Source organism: Streptomyces sp. NPDC030799 (genome assembly GCF_055572255.1).
The window spans coordinates 749,182-764,726 of sequence record NZ_JBVIDS010000001.1 but is presented as its reverse complement, the minus strand read 5'-3'; the positions used below and the strand labels follow the sequence as shown (position 1 = coordinate 764,726).

At 71.4% G+C, this 15,545-nt stretch carries 11 protein-coding genes; 3 read left to right on the top strand and 8 right to left on the bottom strand.

The genetic code is table 11. The features are described 5' to 3' along the window. Positions 1-57: 57 nt before the first annotated feature. The 3 genes from ACZ41I_RS03350 (at position 58) to ACZ41I_RS03340 (ending at position 3,756) form a co-directional block, all read left to right on the top strand. Positions 58-1,722, top strand: coding sequence for a glycoside hydrolase family 13 protein (locus ACZ41I_RS03350; RefSeq protein WP_399773700.1), 1,665 nt, complete (start codon positions 58-60; stop codon positions 1,720-1,722). 25 nt (positions 1,723-1,747) lie between these two features. Continuing rightward, positions 1,748-2,782, top strand: a complete 1,035-nt coding sequence (locus ACZ41I_RS03345; RefSeq protein WP_363216828.1) for a LacI family DNA-binding transcriptional regulator — start codon at positions 1,748-1,750, stop codon at positions 2,780-2,782. Positions 2,783-2,850: 68 nt separating this feature from the next. Next, a complete protein-coding gene (locus tag ACZ41I_RS03340; RefSeq protein WP_363216829.1) occupies positions 2,851-3,756 on the top strand; it encodes a phosphatase PAP2 family protein in 906 nt (301 codons plus the stop codon). A 19-nt stretch (positions 3,757-3,775) separates the two neighbouring features. Here ACZ41I_RS03340 and ACZ41I_RS03335 read toward each other — a convergent pair whose 3' ends face one another. The 8 genes from ACZ41I_RS03335 to ACZ41I_RS03300 all read right to left on the bottom strand — a co-directional run bounded on the left by ACZ41I_RS03335 (position 3,776) and on the right by ACZ41I_RS03300 (position 15,243). Further along, positions 3,776-4,570 (bottom strand): SDR family oxidoreductase, encoded by a 795-nt coding sequence (locus tag ACZ41I_RS03335; RefSeq protein WP_399773705.1) that lies wholly within the window; start codon positions 4,568-4,570, stop codon positions 3,776-3,778. After that, a complete protein-coding gene (locus ACZ41I_RS03330) occupies positions 4,563-5,801 on the bottom strand; it encodes an MFS transporter (RefSeq protein ID WP_363216831.1) in 1,239 nt (412 codons plus the stop codon). Before ACZ41I_RS03330 ends, ACZ41I_RS03335 begins: the two co-directional genes overlap by 8 nt. After that, positions 5,801-7,519 (bottom strand): thiamine pyrophosphate-binding protein, encoded by a 1,719-nt coding sequence (locus tag ACZ41I_RS03325; protein ID WP_468513038.1) that lies wholly within the window; start codon positions 7,517-7,519, stop codon positions 5,801-5,803. The genes ACZ41I_RS03330 and ACZ41I_RS03325 overlap by 1 nt, the downstream gene beginning before the upstream one ends. Continuing rightward, positions 7,519-8,355 carry a phytanoyl-CoA dioxygenase family protein gene (locus tag ACZ41I_RS03320; protein WP_363216833.1) on the bottom strand — a complete coding sequence of 279 codons (837 nt, stop codon included), beginning with the start codon at positions 8,353-8,355 and terminating at the stop codon, positions 7,519-7,521. Before ACZ41I_RS03320 ends, ACZ41I_RS03325 begins: the two co-directional genes overlap by 1 nt. A 30-nt stretch (positions 8,356-8,385) precedes the next feature. Beyond that, a complete protein-coding gene (locus tag ACZ41I_RS03315) occupies positions 8,386-9,261 on the bottom strand; it encodes a fumarylacetoacetate hydrolase family protein (RefSeq protein ID WP_363216834.1) in 876 nt (291 codons plus the stop codon). A gap of 59 nt (positions 9,262-9,320) precedes the next feature. Next, positions 9,321-10,355, bottom strand: coding sequence for a beta/alpha barrel domain-containing protein (locus ACZ41I_RS03310; protein WP_468513037.1), 1,035 nt, complete (start codon positions 10,353-10,355; stop codon positions 9,321-9,323). Positions 10,356-10,830: 475 nt separating this feature from the next. Beyond that, positions 10,831-13,824 carry a bifunctional [glutamine synthetase] adenylyltransferase/[glutamine synthetase]-adenylyl-L-tyrosine phosphorylase gene (locus ACZ41I_RS03305; protein WP_399773716.1) on the bottom strand — a complete coding sequence of 998 codons (2,994 nt, stop codon included), beginning with the start codon at positions 13,822-13,824 and terminating at the stop codon, positions 10,831-10,833. 531 nt (positions 13,825-14,355) lie between these two features. Next, entirely contained in the window at positions 14,356-15,243 is an 888-nt protein-coding gene (locus tag ACZ41I_RS03300) for a DUF72 domain-containing protein (protein WP_468513036.1), read from the bottom strand. Between the last annotated feature and the right edge of the window lie 302 nt (positions 15,244-15,545).

The following is a 15,545-nucleotide window of genomic DNA, read 5'->3' as shown; positions in this document are numbered from 1 at the left end:
CGGCCCGGCACCCCGCACGCTTCTTCGTCGTTCCCCCCGCATCACGTAAGGGAATCCATGACCCAGCACGTCACCGACGCAGTCCCCACCGACGCCTCCTCCGCCGCCTCAGGGCGCCGGGAGTGGTGGCGCGACGCGGTCATCTACCAGGTCTACCCGCGCAGCTTCGCCGACGGCAACGGCGACGGCATGGGCGACCTGCCCGGCATCCGCTCCCGGCTGCCGTACCTGAAGCGGCTGGGTGTGGACGCCGTGTGGCTGTCGCCGTTCTACGCCTCCCCGCAGGCCGACGCGGGTTACGACGTCGCCGACTACCGGGCCGTCGACCCGATGTTCGGCACCCTGACCGACGCCGACGACCTGGTGCGCGACGCCCATGCACTGGGTCTGAAGGTGATCGTCGACGTGGTGCCCAACCACTGCTCCGACCAGCACGAGTGGTTCAAGCAGGCGCTGCGCGAGGGTCCCGGTTCACCGCTGAGGGAGCGGTTCCACTTCCGGCCGGGCAAGGGAGCGCACGGCGAACTGCCACCGAACGACTGGGAGTCGATCTTCGGCGGCCCGGCCTGGACCCGGGTCACCGAGCCGGACGGCGCCCCCGGTGAGTGGTACCTGCACCTGTTCGCCCCGCAGCAGCCCGACTTCAACTGGGACCACCCGGCCGTGCACGACGAGTTCCGCTCCATCCTGCGGTTCTGGCTGGACCTCGGCATCGACGGCTTCCGCATCGACGTGGCACACGGCCTGGTCAAGGCGGCCGGGCTGCCGGACATCGGCCGGGACGAGCAGGTCAAGCTGCTCGGCACCGAGGCCGTGCCGTACTTCGACCAGGACGGCGTGCACGAGATCTACCGGGGCTGGCGGCGGATCCTCGACGAGTACGACGACGAGCGGATCGCCGTCGCCGAGGCGTGGACGCCCACGGTCGAGCGCAGCGCGCTGTACATCCGGCCCGACGAGCTCCACCAGGCCTTCAACTTCTCCTACCTGACCACCGGCTGGAACGCGGCGGATCTGCGCGACGTCATCGACCGCTCGCTCAGCGCCATGAACTCGGTGCACGCGCCCGCGACCTGGGTGCTGTCCAACCACGACGTCGTACGGCACTCCACGCGCCTCGCGGAAGGGGACGAGGCGCGTGGTCTGCGCCGGGCCCGGGCGGCGACCCTGCTGATGCTGGCGCTGCCCGGCTCGGCGTACCTCTACCAGGGCGAGGAACTGGGCCTGCCCGAGGTGGTCGACCTGCCCGACGAGGTGCGCCAGGACCCGGCGTTCTTCCGCAGCTCGGGCCAGGACGGCACGCGCGACGGCTGCCGGGTGCCGCTGCCGTGGTCGGGCGAGGCGCCGCCGTTCGGCTTCGGTCCCGTCGAGGGCGGCCCGAGCTGGCTGCCGCAGCCCGAGGCGTGGAAGGACCTGACGGTCGCGGCGCAGGACGGCGACCCCACCTCCACCCTGGAGTTCTACCGCAGCGCGCTGGCCGTGCGCCGCGAGCACCCGGCGCTCGGCGCCGGCCGCCAGGTGACCTGGCTGGACACGCCGGACGGTGTGCTGGCCTTCCGCCGCGACACCGCCGACGGCTCGTTCGTCTGCATGGTCAACCTCACCGCCGCCCCGGTCTCCGTGACCACTCCCGGCACGCTGCTGCTCGCCAGCGCCGATGTCGAACCCGGTCCGGCGCGCACCGAGATCCCCGCGGATTGCGCCGTCTGGTGGGCAGTCTGAGATGCGACCGGTACAGTCCAATCCTGTGACCACACGGCTTGCCGACATCGCTGCGCAGGCGGGGGTGAGCGAAGCGACCGTCAGCCGGGTCCTCAACGGGAAACCGGGCGTCGCCGCCACCACCCGCCAGTCCGTGCTCGCCGCGCTGGACGTGCTGGGCTACGAGCGCCCGGTGCGGCTGCGGCAGCGCAGCGAGGGACTGGTCGGGCTGATCACTCCGGAGCTGGAGAACCCGATATTCCCGGCGCTGGCCCAGGTCATCGGCCAGGCACTGACCCGCCAGGGCTACACCCCGGTGCTCGCCACCCAGACCCCGGGCGGGTCGACCGAGGACGAGCTGACCGAGATGCTCGTGGACCGCGGGGTCGCCGGGATCATCTACGTCTCCGGGCTGCACGCGGACACCACCGCCGATATGCAGCGCTATGAGCGGCTGCGGGCGCAGGGCGTGCCGTTCGTGCTGGTGGACGGCTTCTCGCCGAAGGTGCAGGCGCCGTTCATCTCCCCCGACGACCGGGCCGCGATGACGCTCGCGGTGACGCATCTGGTCTCGCTCGGGCACACCCGGATCGGGCTCGCCCTCGGGCCGAAGCGGTTCGTGCCGGTGCAGCGCAAGATCGAGGGCTTCGTGCGGGCCGTGCAGGACCAGTTGGGGCTCGCCGCCGAGACGATCGAGACCGAGCTGATCCAGCATTCGCTGTACACCCTGGAGGGTGGTCAGGCGGCGGCCACGGCGCTGATCGAGCGGGACTGCACGGCCGTGGTGTGCGCCAGCGACATGATGGCGCTCGGTGCCATACGGGCGGCCCGGCAGCGCGGTCTGGAGGTGCCCCGGGACGTGTCGGTGGTGGGCTTCGACGACTCCCCGCTGATCGCCTTCACCGATCCGCCGCTGACCACCGTCCGCAAGCCGGTTCCGGCGATGGGGCAGGCCGCGGTGCGCACGCTGCTGGAGGAGATCGGCGGGACGCCCGCGCCGCACAGCGAGTTCGTTTTCATGCCGGAGTTGGTGGTGCGCGGTTCCACCGCATCGGCACCGCATGTCGTCCGTACGTCGTAGAAGGTGCGCCGCGGACCCGACCTTGGGATGATCGGTCGAGGAAGCCTTTTCTGGCAGACTTGATGGCTATGAGTGACTCGACCGTGACGCAGCCGGAAGGTCGCGAGGAGGTGGCCGTTCCGCAGGCCGTCACGGGCGAGGACGGGCAGGGCGCACGGGGTTTCCCGGGCCGGCTGCGGCGTCCGCGGCGGCCCCGGCTCTGGTTCGAGATCCTTCTGATCGCGGTGAGTTACTGGACGTACTCACTGATCCGCAACGCCGTCCCGGAACAGAAGGGCAAGGCGCTGCGCAACGCCGACTGGATCTGGCGCGCAGAGCACGATCTGGGCATCGCCGTCGAGCAGTCCGTCAACCACGCCATGAACTCGGCGACTTGGCTGATCATCGGCATGAACTACTACTACGCCACCCTGCACTTCATCGTCACGATCGGTGTGCTGGTGTGGCTGTACCGGTGGCATCCGGGGCGTTACGCGGCGGCGCGGCTGGCGCTCTTCGCGACCACCGGTGTGGCCCTCGTCGGTTACTATCTGTTTCCGCTCGCTCCGCCCCGGTTGATGCGCGGCGGGCGCTTCGTGGACACGGTCATGGTCCATCACACCTGGGGCTCGATGGCGTCGGGCGATCTGAAGCACATGTCGAACCAGTACGCGGCGATGCCGTCGATGCACATCGGCTGGTCGCTGTGGTGCGGACTGACGATCTTCGCGCTGGCGTCCGTGCCCTGGGTGCGGGTGCTGGGCCTGCTGTATCCGGCGACGACCCTGCTGGTGATCGTCGCCACGGCCAATCACTTCTGGCTGGACGCGGTCGGTGGCGTCCTCTGTCTGACCTTCGGTTTCACGGTGGCCCGGCTCTGGTACGGCGCCCTGCCGTACCGGCTGCCGAGGCGGTTTCGGGCTGAGGGCGGGCACGCGGCGGCCCCGGTCCTCGTCCGGGACGACCGCGTGCCCGGCACCTCGACGGGCCGGTGAGGGAAGGCCGGCCCGCGTCTCACACGGCGGCGATCATCCCGCCGTCGCACCGGAACGCGGAGCCGGTGACATAGCCCGCCCGTTCCGAGCACAGGAAGGCCGCCAGTTCTCCCACCTCCTCCGGTGTCCCGTACCGGCCCGCGGGGATGCGGCGCTCCGCCTCCCCGCGGACCTGCTCGGCGGCCACGCCCCGGGCCGTGGCGCGCGCCGCGTCCACCGTCCGCACCCGGGGGGTGTCGATGCGGCCGGGGACGACCGAGTTCACGGTGATCCCGTCGGCGGCGAGCGCGTTCGCCAGCAGCTTCAGATAGGTCTGCACGGCCGCCCGTACCACCGAGGACACCGCCAGCTCGTCGAGCGGGGTGACCACGGAGCTGGAGGAGACGTAGAGCAGCCGGCCCCACCGCCGGGCGCGCATGCCGTCCACGACGGAGTCGACGACCTGCTTCAGGGACAGGAACATCGTGCGGTAGGCGTCGGCGAAGTCCTCCGGCGTCGCCTCGGTGACGGGCCCCGGCCGGTGTCCGGGGCCGTTGAGCACGACCACGTCGAAGGCGCCGCCGCCGGCGGGCCCGTCGCGGTCGCCGTGGGCCCGCAGGGCGTCCCGGATCGTCTCGGGGCGGCCGAGGTCCAGGCCGATGCCGAAGACCGCGGCGTCGGGGAGGGCGCTCCTGAGGTCCCGGGCGGTCCGGGCGGCACGGTCCGGGTCCCGGCTCGCCACGGTCACCCGCGCCCCGTCGGCGGCGAGGCGGCGGGCGATGCCGAGGCCGATGCCCGAGGTGCCGCCCAGGACCAGGGCCGTACGCTCACGCACGGGCCTTCTCCCTCCGGCCGGCGGCGCCCGTGACGGCGAAGAGCAGCACCAGCGCGACCGCGAAGCCCAGGAAGATCAGCACGATGTTCCGGAACCCGGCGATGAACACGCTGTCGAACACGACCAGCAGGACACCGGTGAAGAACATCTTGATGGCGCCCTGGAGCGCGCTGGCGGCTCCGCGGGCGGTCTCCACCGTGGTCATGCTCAGTGTGAGCGTCAGCGGTGCCATCACCCCGCAGGTGAAGCCGAGCGCCACCGAGAACACCCCGATCCGTACCAGGCTGCCGTCGAGGTCCGCGCAGACGGCGGCGACGAAGATCAACACATAGGCGATCAGGCCGGCACCGTAGGTCTTCTTCGCCGGCCATCTCGCCCAGCTGTTGAAGAAGGACCCGGCGACGATGGACACCGAGTACAGGATGTAGAAGAGGCTGTTGACCAGCGGGCTGACGCCGAGCGCGTCGAAGGCGAACGGGGCCGTCGCGTAGTAGGCGATGGTGAAGGAGAAGATCAGCGCGGACGCCACGCTGTACGACGTGAAGTTGACGTTCGCGAGCACGGTCCGGTAGGCCGCCACCCGGCCCGGCTGCCCGGCGGCGCGGGCCGAGGCCGGATGGGTCTCCGGCATCAGGAACGCCACCATCACCAGCCCCAGCACCACGGCCAGCGCGAACAGCAGGAACTGCGCGTGCCAGCCGAAGTGGACCCCGATGAAACTGCCGACCAGCGGGGCCAGCGACGGGGACAGCTGGCTGGCCATCGAGAAGTACGAGAAGGCCTTGCGCAGCTTGTCCCCCTGCTGCAGGGTGTCCACGATCAGCGCACGGGAGATCACCGTGCACGCGGCGGTCCCCAGCGCGGTCAGCACCCGGGAGGCCACCAGCACACCGACGTCGTGGGCGGCATACCCGAGGAAGAGCCCGACCGCGGCGACGCCCAGCCCGCTCGTCAGCGCGATCCTGCGGCCCCGGGCGTCGGAGAGGCTGCCGTAGAAGAACTGCGCCAGGCCGAGCACGATCATGTAGAACACGATCAGGTTCTTCATCGCGCTCTGCCCGACCGACAGGTCCTTCTGGATCAGCGGCAGGGACGGGTTGAAGAAGTCCACCGCCATCAGTCCGATGACCACGCTGAAGAAGGCGAAGAACAGGACCCGGGCCTCGGCGGGCGTGAACCGGGCGGCCGGCCGCTCCTGAGCGCCCGGCTGCGCCTTGGTGTCGGATCGCACTACGCCTCGCTCCCGCTCTTGGCCCGCTCGAACGCCTTCAGGTTCGCCCGGTACGACCGGGCCGGGGTGGCGGCGTCACGGTCGACGAGGACGTGCAGGACATGGACGCCGTCGACGTCCTTGACCTTCTGCACCACGGTGTCCAGTTCGTCGAGCGAGGTCACCCGGTAGCCGTTCGCGCCCACGGACTCGGCGAACTTCGCCCAGTCGTGTCCCGGGAGCACGCTCAGCTCCGGCAGGTTCTGCTTGTTGTTCATGTAGGTGGCGCCGTAGGAGGAGTTGTCGAAGACCGCGTAGATGATGTTCCGGCGGTAGCGGACGGCCGTCTGGATCTCCATGCCGTTCATCAGGGCGCAGCCGTCGCCCGTGATGACCAGGCAGGGTTCCTCGCGGGCGAAGGAGACCCCGATCGCCGCGCCGAACGCCCAGCCCATCACCCCCATCGAGGTGCTGGAGTGGAAGCCGGCGTCGATGTCGGTGGTCCAGTAGTGCGTGGCGAAGGACCGGTGGTTGCCGGAGTCGACCACGCACACCCGGTCGGACAGCCATCTGTTGAGGATCCGCACGGCGCGCGCCGGATGCGGGGCGTCCGTGGGCTCGTCGGGCACGGGGTCGTGCAGCGGGATGCGGGCGGCGCGGGCGCGCAGGTCGGCGTTGTCCGGGAACACCGGGCCGGCCGCCGCGGCCTCGCGCAGCGACTCGGCCCAGTGCTGCAGGAAGGTCTCCTCGTCACAGACCAGGGTGTCGGAGCCGGGGGCGAAGCAGCCGATGTCCTCCAGGTCCGAGGTCACCTCGATGACGTGCCGTGCGTCGCCGATGCCCGGGTCCCAGCCGTTGGTGTTCCACTGCGAGGGCCGGCAGCCGAGCAGCAGCACCGTCTCGGGGGGCTGCCGGGTGAACAGCTCGATCGCCCGCGGGTTGCCCGAATAGCCGTACACACCCAGGCTGTTGGGGTGGGTCTCGGTGAACGCGCCCTTGGCGTCCACGGTGCAGCCGACGGGGATGCCGTAGGTGTCGGACAGCCCGGTCAGCAGGCGGCGTACGGCCTTCTTGTTCGCGTGCGAGCCGAGCAGGACGGCGACGCTGCGGGAGCCGTTGAGGGCGGACACCACCCGGTCGATCTCCCGGCGGTCGCCGACCACCCGCGGCCTGGACAGCGAGCCGGTGGAGACGGCGGTCTCGGTGGTCTCGGCGGCGAGGACGTCCGCGGCGTACGACAGGTACGCCGGCCGCGACGGCTGCTCGACGAGCTTGCGCAGCGTGCGGTTCCAGTACCGGACGGGGTGCCGGCGGTCGCGCACCTGGAGTGCCGAGCTGGTCACCGGGGTCAGCATGGCGGCGATGTCGAGGCCCGTCGGCGTCACGTCCTGGAGCGCGTCATGGGCGTCGAAGCCGGTCGGTACATGGCCCGACAGGAGCAGTACGGCCGACCGGTCGGCGGCCGCGTTGACGAGCCCGCCCACGGTGTTGGCCACGCCAGGCCCGTCCAGCGCGATCACCACGCCGAACGTCTCGGCGGCCCGGGCGTAACCGTCGGCCATCATCGCGGCACCGCCCTCGGCGGCGGCGATCACCGGGGAGACGCGCGGGTGGTTCTCCGGTTCGGCGGCGCGGTAGTTCGACATGAACCCGTTGATCATCTTGCCGGGGACCATGAAGAACACCGACACGCCCTCGTCCCCGAGGGAGTCGAGGATCACGCGTGCGACGTCGGGCATCAGACGGCTTCCCGTTCCACGGAGGGGTCGGCGAGGTCGGCGAGGCCCCGGTAGCCGAGCCGGTCGTCGAACACCGGCCTGCCGCAGGACTCCTCCACCAGCTGCCGGGTGATGTGCGGCAGATCGGCGAAGAAGTTCTTCGCCCGGTGGTTGGTGTAGTCGGAGATGTGCAGCTTCTGGGTGAGCCGGGCGCGCAGGTACCTCAGGTAGTCCTGCTCGACCGCGTCACCGACGGAGAAGGTCCACTGCAGCGCGAGCCGCGGGACGTCGGTGGGGACTTGCGGGTGGGTGCCGCGGTGGACGCAGCGGTAGTCGAAGACCACGAGGTCTCCGGCCTTGCCGGCGACCGTGTCCTCCGTCGTGTACTCGTGGTGGTTCACGAGGTCCTCGCGCTGTTCGCGACTGAAAAGATGACTGAGCGAGACGATGTCCACCCCGCCGCCCGTGACCGGATCGTTGTCCTGAAGGAATACGTTGAACATCAGGATTGACGGAAAATCGCCGGCCTCGTCCACGGGCTTGGAGAGCATGCGGTCGTCGATGTGCCAGCCGACGACCAGTCCCTTGCGCACGGTGAAGTTCGGATAGAGCAGCAGGGGTCCGACTTTCGCGTGCAGATCGGTGACCAGTTCTTCCAGTTTCGGCGAGAAGAACGCGTTTCTGAGTTCCCGGTTTTCCAGGAAGAGGCTCGGCGGCATCGTGTCGCCGACCGTTCCGGACAGTATGTTCTCGGACGCCTCGCGGAGACTGCGGACGGCTTCCGGATCGAGATATCCCTCGATCACGCAGTAGCCCTTCTTGGCGAGGTCGTCGAAATGCTGGGACTGGAAAACCATGTCTTTTCCCTTCCTTCTCGTCCTCGGTGACTACGCGGCTTCGACGGGGTGTTCGAGAACACCCACTCCCGAGACCTCGGCGCGGACGGTGTCGCCGGGGGCGATCACCGTGGCCCGGGGGGTGCCGGTGGAGATGACGGTTCCGGCCGGGAGCGTGCGGCCCGCCGAGAAGTACTCGACCAGCCGTGCGGGGTCGTACTTCATGGCGCTGACGGTGTTGCGGGCGACGAGGGAGCCGTTGCGGTAGGTGGCGACGGACAGGCCGCCGATGTCCTCGCACCGCTCCTGGTCCCGCAGCACCAGGCAGGGGCCGATGCTGCAGAACGTGTCGAACCCCTTGCTCCACGGGATGTACCGGGGGTTCTGCCGGATGGCGTCCTCGGCGGTCATGTCCAGGACGACGGTGAACCCGAGGATGTGCTCGAACGCCTTGTCGGCCGGCACGTCCTTGGACTCCTTGGCCAGCACGATCCCCAGTTCGCCCTCTGCGGTGACGCGCGAGGACTGCCGGGGGATGACGATCGGCGCGCCGTTGGGGATCACACAGCTGTACGGCCGCAGGTACGACCCCGGTCCGAACGCCGGCTGCTCGGTCTCCAGGTCGTCGGCGTGCCGGGCGAAGTTCAGGCCCACGCCCCAGATCTGCGGCACGTCGGTCAGCAGCAGCGCGTCGGCCAGGGAGACCTCCCCGAGGTCCAGTCCCGGGCGGCCGGCGGCCCGGTGCGCGTGGAACCGGTCGATCAGGGCCGGCATGTGCCCGCCCGCGGCCAGTGCGGCGACGTCGGCCGGGAACGGCTCCCCGGAGCCCTCCGCCAGCCTGCGGACCGACGCCTGGTAGCCGTCGTGGTCCTCGATGACCACGTCCGGGCGGCCGTCGACCTCGTAGGGGTGGATTCTCAGCTGCACGTCCCGTTCCTTCCGCTGTTGGGTCTGCTCTGTTCGGTTCTGCACGCGCGGGTGGTCCGTCAGGCCGTCTGCAGCAGCGACTTGGCGATGGCCTCGATGTCCGCGCGGGTCAGGTCGCGCTCATAGGCGTGCGGCTTGACCGCCTCCATCAGGCTGGTGCGGCCGACCGCGTAGGTCTCGGCCGCGCCGTCGATGGCCGGGAAGTACTTGGAGTGCAGGCCGTAGAGCGCGCCGAGCACCTGCAGTTCCCGGTCGGTGGCGACGGTCTCCAGCCGGGAGACGCAGTGCTCGCTCGCGTGGGCGAGGGCGTCCGTGTGGTACAGGCGCTTGCCGTCCTGCAGCTCCAGGACGGCGGAGAGCTGCTCCAGGACGGCGTTGCCCGCGTCGCGGCCGAGCCCCGCGAGGGTGCAGTCCACGATCGCCGCTCCGTTGTTGGTGGCGGCCAGGGTGTTGGCGTTGGCGAGGCCGAGGTTGTTGTGGCCGTGGAAGCCGAGCGGGGTGCGCAGCCGGCGGGACGCCTCGGCGAAGAGACGGGCGGTCTGCTCGGGCAGGAACTGGCCGACGGAGTCCACGAAGTAGAGGCCGTCGGGGGCGCACGCCCTCTCGATGTCGAGGCCGATGCGTACCGCTTCGCCGGCGTCGACGAGGTGGGACTTCATGAGGTTGACGAAGACGGTGAGGCCCAGTTCCCGGGCCCGTTCGACGTGCTCGTAGGCCTGGTCGTAGGCCATGATGTCGACGCCTATGCGGGCGAACGACATGCCGGCGTCGGCCATCCGCCGCAGGTCGGCGACGGAGGCGAGGCCCGGCTGGACGAACATGCCCCAGCGGCAGCCCTCCGGCAGGAAACGCGTGGCCAGTTCGCACCACTGCTCGTCGGAGAGGTTCGTCCCGGCGACGGTGCCGCCGTTGATCCCGAGGCCGTGGCCGACCTCGATCCATTCGAGTCCGGCCGCCGCTACGCAGGTCAGTACGGTCTCGACGGTCTCGGTGTCGAAGTGGAAGTCCACGGAGTAGGAGCCGTCGCGCAGGGTGCAGTCCATGAACGTGTGCCGGCCGGGCTGCAGGAGGGGGGACGCGGTGTTCTGGCTCACGGAAATGCTTCCTTTCATGTGGCGCGCCGGTGCTCCGGTGGGCGTGCGGGAAGGCAGGGCGCACCGGAGACACGGCGGAAAGGGGAAAGCCGGCGGGTGTACGGGTGCCGGAACAGGCGGCACGCGAAAACGGGGGGACCGGCCCGAAAAAATACGCCCGGTCAGCGGACCGAGGGGCGCAATGAGGAAAGGAGAGCTGCCTGAGCTATCTCTCCTGCAAGAAAGGTGCTCTGCACCGGGAAGGGGGAACGCGGCGTTGGAGGTGGGGGGAAGCTAAATCTCCGACGGCGGTCACGGCAGTCTTCCTCCGCTTGTTACGGCTGATGAAGGTGCATTGTCTGACGCGGACGCGGCCAGGGTGTGGCCTGCTGTCGGTGATCACTCAATCAAACGTTGCGTGTAGATCGCAACTACAGTCAGTCTATTTTGATTGCCCTTTACTCGGGCAATGCGACCGGAGGGTTGGCCGCCCCGGCTAGTCACCGTAGAAGAGCGCCTCCACCACGGTCCGCGCCCTGCGCGTGGTACGGCGGTAGGCGTCCAGCATGTCCCCGGCGTGACCGGCGCCGTAGCCCAGGTACCGGCCCACGGCCGTCAGTTCGCGGGGCGCGGTGGGGAAGGTGTCGCCGGCCCGGCCGCGGACCAGCATCACCGCGTTGCGCACCCGGGTGGCCAGCACCCAGGCCTCGTCCAGGGTCTCCGCGTCCTCGGCGGACAGCAGCCCCGCCGCGCGGGCGGCGGCCAGGGCCTCGCGGGTGCGGGTGGTGCGCAGGCCGGGTTCGTGCCAGCCGTGGCGCAGCTGGAGCAGCTGGACGGTCCACTCGACGTCGGACAGGCCGCCGGGGCCGAGCTTGGTGTGCAGCCTCGGGTCGGCGCCGCGCGGCAGCCGCTCGGACTCCATGCGGGCCTTCAGCCGGCGGATCTCGCGGACCGCCTCGTCGCCGAGTCCCTGCCGCGGGTAGCGCAAGGGGTCGATCAGTTCCATGAAGCGCCGGCCCAGCTCCTCGTCGCCGGCGACCGGCTCCGCCCGCAGCAGCGCCTGGGACTCCCAGACCAGGGACCAGCGGCGGTAGTACGCCTCGTACGACTTCAGGGTGCGCACCAGCGGGCCCGACTTGCCCTCCGGGCGCAGGTCGGCGTCGATGAGCAGCGGCGGGTCGGCGCTGGGCAGCTGGAGCAGGCGGCGCATCTCGGCGACGACCTTGTTCGCCGCCGCGCCCGCCTCGTGCTCGTCGACGCCGTCCTGCGGCTCGTGCACGAAGATAACGTCCGCGTCGGAGCCGTAACCCAGCTCGTGACCGCCGAAACGGCCCATCCCTATGATCGCGAACCGGGTGGGGAGCGTGTCGCCCCAGCCGTCGCGGACCACCGCGCGCAGGGTGCCGGCGAGGGTGGCCGCGGTGAGGTCGGAGACCGCCGCGCCGACCCGGTCCACCAGCGCGCCCTGGTCGGCCTCGGCGGGGCTGGTCTCGGTGCCGTAGGAGCCGACGATGTCTGCGGCGGCGGTACGGAACAGCTCACGGCGGCGGACGCCGCGGGCCGCCGTGACGCCCTGCTCGGCGTTCTCGGCGCGGCCCACGGCGGCCAGGATCTCCTGCTCCAGGTGGGCGCGCCCGCGGGGTTCGAGGCCGCCGCCGTCTCCGTCGCCCAGCAGGGCCACCGCCTCGGGGGCGCGCATCAGGAGGTCGGGGGCGAGGCGGCCCGCCGACAGCACGCGGGCCAGGTTCTCGGCCGCCGCGCCCTCGTCGCGCAGCAGCCGCAGGTACCAGGGGGTCTTGCCGAGCGCGTCGGAGACCTTGCGGAAGTTCAGCAGGCCCGCGTCCGGGTCGGCGGAGTCGGCGAACCAGCCGAGGAGGACGGGGAGCAGGGTGCGCTGGATGGCGGCCTTGCGGGTCACGCCGGAGGCGAGGGCCTCCAGGTGGCGCAGGGCCGCGGCGGGGTCGGCGTAGCCGAGGGCGACCAGGCGCTCGCGGGCCGCCTCGGGGCTCAGCCGGGCCTCGCCGGGGGCGAGTTGGGCGACCGCGTCGAGCAGCGGACGGTAGAAGAGCTTCTCGTGCAGCCGTCGTACGACCCCGGTGTGCCGCTTCCACTCGCGGTTCAGGTCGGCCACCGGGTCGGTGCGCAGGCCGAGGGAGCGGCCGAGGCGGCGCAGGTCCGGTTCCGCGGTGGGGACGAGGTGGGTGCGGCGCAGGCGGTAGAGCTGGATGCGGTGCTCCATCGAGCGCAGGAAGCGGTACGCCTCGTCCAGGCGGGCGGCGTCCTCGCGGCCCACATAGCCTCCGGCGGCCAGGGCCTGGAGGGCGTCCAGGGTGGTGCCGCTGCGGAGGGCCTGGTCGGTGCGGCCGTGGACCAACTGGAGGAGCTGTACGGCGAATTCGACGTCACGCAGGCCGCCGGGGCCGAGTTTGAGTTCCCTCTCGATCTCGGCCGCGGGGATGTTCGCGATGACGCGGCGGCGCATCTGCTGGACGTCCGCCACGAAGTTCTCGCGCTCGGCGGCCTTCCAGACCATGGGTTCGAGTGCGTCGACGTACGCCCGGCCCAGTTCCGCGTCGCCCGCCACCGGGCGGGCCTTGAGCAGGGCCTGGAACTCCCAGGTCTTGGCCCAGCGTTGGTAGTAGGCGAGGTGGGAGGAGAGGGTGCGGACGAGGGGGCCGTTGCGGCCCTCGGGGCGGAGGTTGGCGTCCACCGGCCAGATGGAGCCCTCGACGGTGGTCTCGGAACAGATCCGCATGAGGTGCGAGGCGAGGCGGGTGGCGGATTTCAGTGCGTGGGCCTCCGTGGCACCCTCGGCCGCCTCCGCCACGAAGATCACGTCCACGTCCGAGACGTAGTTCAGTTCATGGCCGCCGCACTTGCCCATCGCGATCACCGCGAGGCGGCAGGCGGCGGCGTCCTCGGGGGCGTTCGCCTGCGCCAGGGCCAGGGCCGCGCGGAGGGTGGCGGTGGCCAGGTCGGCGAGTTCCGCGGCGGTCTCGGCGACGTCGGTGGTGCCGCAGACGTCCCGGGCGGCGATGGAGAGCAGGCAGCGGCGGTAGGCCACGCGGAGGGAGACGGGGTCGGTGGCCCCGGCCAGGCCGCGCTCGAACTCCTCGACGCCGGGGTGCAGGTCCCGGGGCTCGTAGGTGACCAGGGCGCGCCAGTCGCCCGGGTGGCGGGCCAGGTGGTCGGCGAGGGCGGCGGAGGCGCCGAGGACGCCGAGGAGGCGGTCGCGCAGCGGCTTGGCCGCGATGAGGGTGTCCAGCAGTTCCCGGTGGGCCGTTCGGCCGTCCTGGGCCTCCAGGAGGCGGACCAGGCCGTGCAGGGCGAGGTCGGGGTCGGCGGTGGCGCCGAGGGCTTCCAGGAGGACGGGGTCGTTGCGGACGGGGGCGAGTTCCGGTCCGTCGAGGAGGCGCTCTGCGGCGGAGGGGTCGGTGAAGCCGTGTCGGAGCAGGCGGGTGAAGGTGCTGCTTCTGCGGCCCGGCGTCATCTCCGTGACCTCCCCTCGATGCGGTCGTCCTGGCCAGAGCCTATCCGGCGGGGGCGGGGCGGGGGTGGGTGGCTTGGGTGGCAGGGGGGTGTTGGGGGCGGGGGCGGTGTCGGGAGCGGGGGCGGTGCCGGTGCCGGTGAAGGGTCGGTGCAGGTGACGGCGCCGGTCCGGTGCGGTGCCGGTCAGAGGTCGGGCACGGGTGACGGCGCCGGTCCGGTGCGGTGTCCGTGTCGAGTCGGTGCGGGTGACGGCGCGGGGCCGGAGAGGGGGCGGGTGCGGGGCTGGACGGCGGTGCGTCCGGTGCGGGGCGCATGCCTGCGGCGGCCGGGGGTGCGTCGTCGCGGCTGGTGTCCCGCCTGCGGTGCGTCGTGGGTCGGTGCCGCGCCGGGCGGTGTCCGTCCTCGGTCCGGCGCGCTGTTGCCTCAGAGGTACAACGAGTTTTCGCCGGCCACTGCGGGCGGACACCACCCGACACGTCCCCTTCCCGCCGTGGGCAGCTGGGACGCGTGCCCCGGTCCGGGGCATCACGCCTCATGTCGGAACGTGCCGGCCAGTGGTCCGCTGGTGGGGCAGTTGGGCCGCCAGCAGGCCGCGCATGGCTTCCGCAGCCCGCACGGCCGCGTCGCCGCAGCAGTTGTTGAAGAGGATGTGGATCTCCTCCGTGGCGGCCGCCAGGGTGCGGATGCGTGGGAGCCATTCGCTCAGTTCCGTGGGGGTGTAGGCGTGGCGGAAGCGGTCCTCCTTGGTGCCCGTGCCCCAGTGGCGGCTGCGGCCGTGGAAGCGGATCACCGAGAGGCGGGCCGTGGTGACGGGGGCGGTGGGCGGCAGGGAGGTCGGTAAGCCCTGGGGGGTGTCGACTGCTACGGCGGTGGCGTCGAGGTCGGTGAGGAAGGCGCTGGTGCGGCGGGCCCGGTCGGGGTGCCACCAGGCGGGGTCGCGGAACTCCACGGCGAACGGCCAGTCGCGGGCACGGTCCCGGGCGGTGCGGATGAAGGCCTCGGCGGCGGGGCCGGGGCCCAGAGAGGGCGGGTACTGGAAGACGAGCGTGCCGAGGCGGCCGGAGGCGCGCAGGGGGGTGAGTGCGCGGGCGTAGCGGGTCCAGACCTCCTGGCGCAGTGATGCGTCGCGGGGGTGCGCGCGCAGGTCCGGCGGGAGGGCGGAGGGGCGGGTCGGATGGCCGGTGAGGAGGGAGAAGGCCTTGATGTCGAACCGGAAGCCGGGTGGGGTGCGGTCCCGCCACTGGCAGCTGGTCCGTTCGTCTGGGAGGGCGTAGTAGGGGGAGTCGGCCTCCACCACGGGGAAGTGCGTCGCGTAGTGCCGGAGGCGGCCTTCGGCGTCCCGGTGGCCGGATGGGTACCAGCCGCTCGCCAGCAGTGCTCGGTCCGTCCAGCCGCATGTGCCCACGAGAATCCGCGCCATGGGGGCGGGAGTACCCGTCGTTCATCCGGTCTTCACCCGCGAGGTTGGCCGACGTGGGCGACGGGAACATTGACGTGTGCATGCTCTGTCCGCACCGCCAGCCCCGTCCCCCCCAACCCGGAGGTTGATGTGTCCGGCAGTTCCGTGTACCGCCGTGCCCGTACCGTCGTGGGGGGGGGGGGGGGGGGGGGGGGGGGGGGGGGGGGGGGGTGGGGAGGGGGTGGGGGGGGGGGGGGGGGGTGGGTGCAGAGGAAGGGGGGTGGTGTCGGATGTATGTCAACATCGGTCACTTCAGGAGGGCG

Bases quoted from the DNA above. Each gene is read 5' to 3' on its own strand.
- ACZ41I_RS03325 (WP_468513038.1), bottom strand. From the start codon at position 7,519: ATGCCCGACGTCGCACGCGTGATCCTCGACTCCCTCGGGGACGAGGGC.
- ACZ41I_RS03340 (WP_363216829.1), top strand. From the start codon at position 2,851: ATGAGTGACTCGACCGTGACGCAGCCGGAAGGTCGCGAGGAGGTGGCC.
- ACZ41I_RS03320 (WP_363216833.1), bottom strand. From the start codon at position 8,355: ATGGTTTTCCAGTCCCAGCATTTCGACGACCTCGCCAAGAAGGGCTAC.
- ACZ41I_RS03305 (WP_399773716.1), bottom strand. From the start codon at position 13,824: ATGACGCCGGGCCGCAGAAGCAGCACCTTCACCCGCCTGCTCCGACAC.
- ACZ41I_RS03300 (WP_468513036.1), bottom strand. From the start codon at position 15,243: ATGGCGCGGATTCTCGTGGGCACATGCGGCTGGACGGACCGAGCACTG.
- ACZ41I_RS03350 (WP_399773700.1), top strand. From the start codon at position 58: ATGACCCAGCACGTCACCGACGCAGTCCCCACCGACGCCTCCTCCGCC.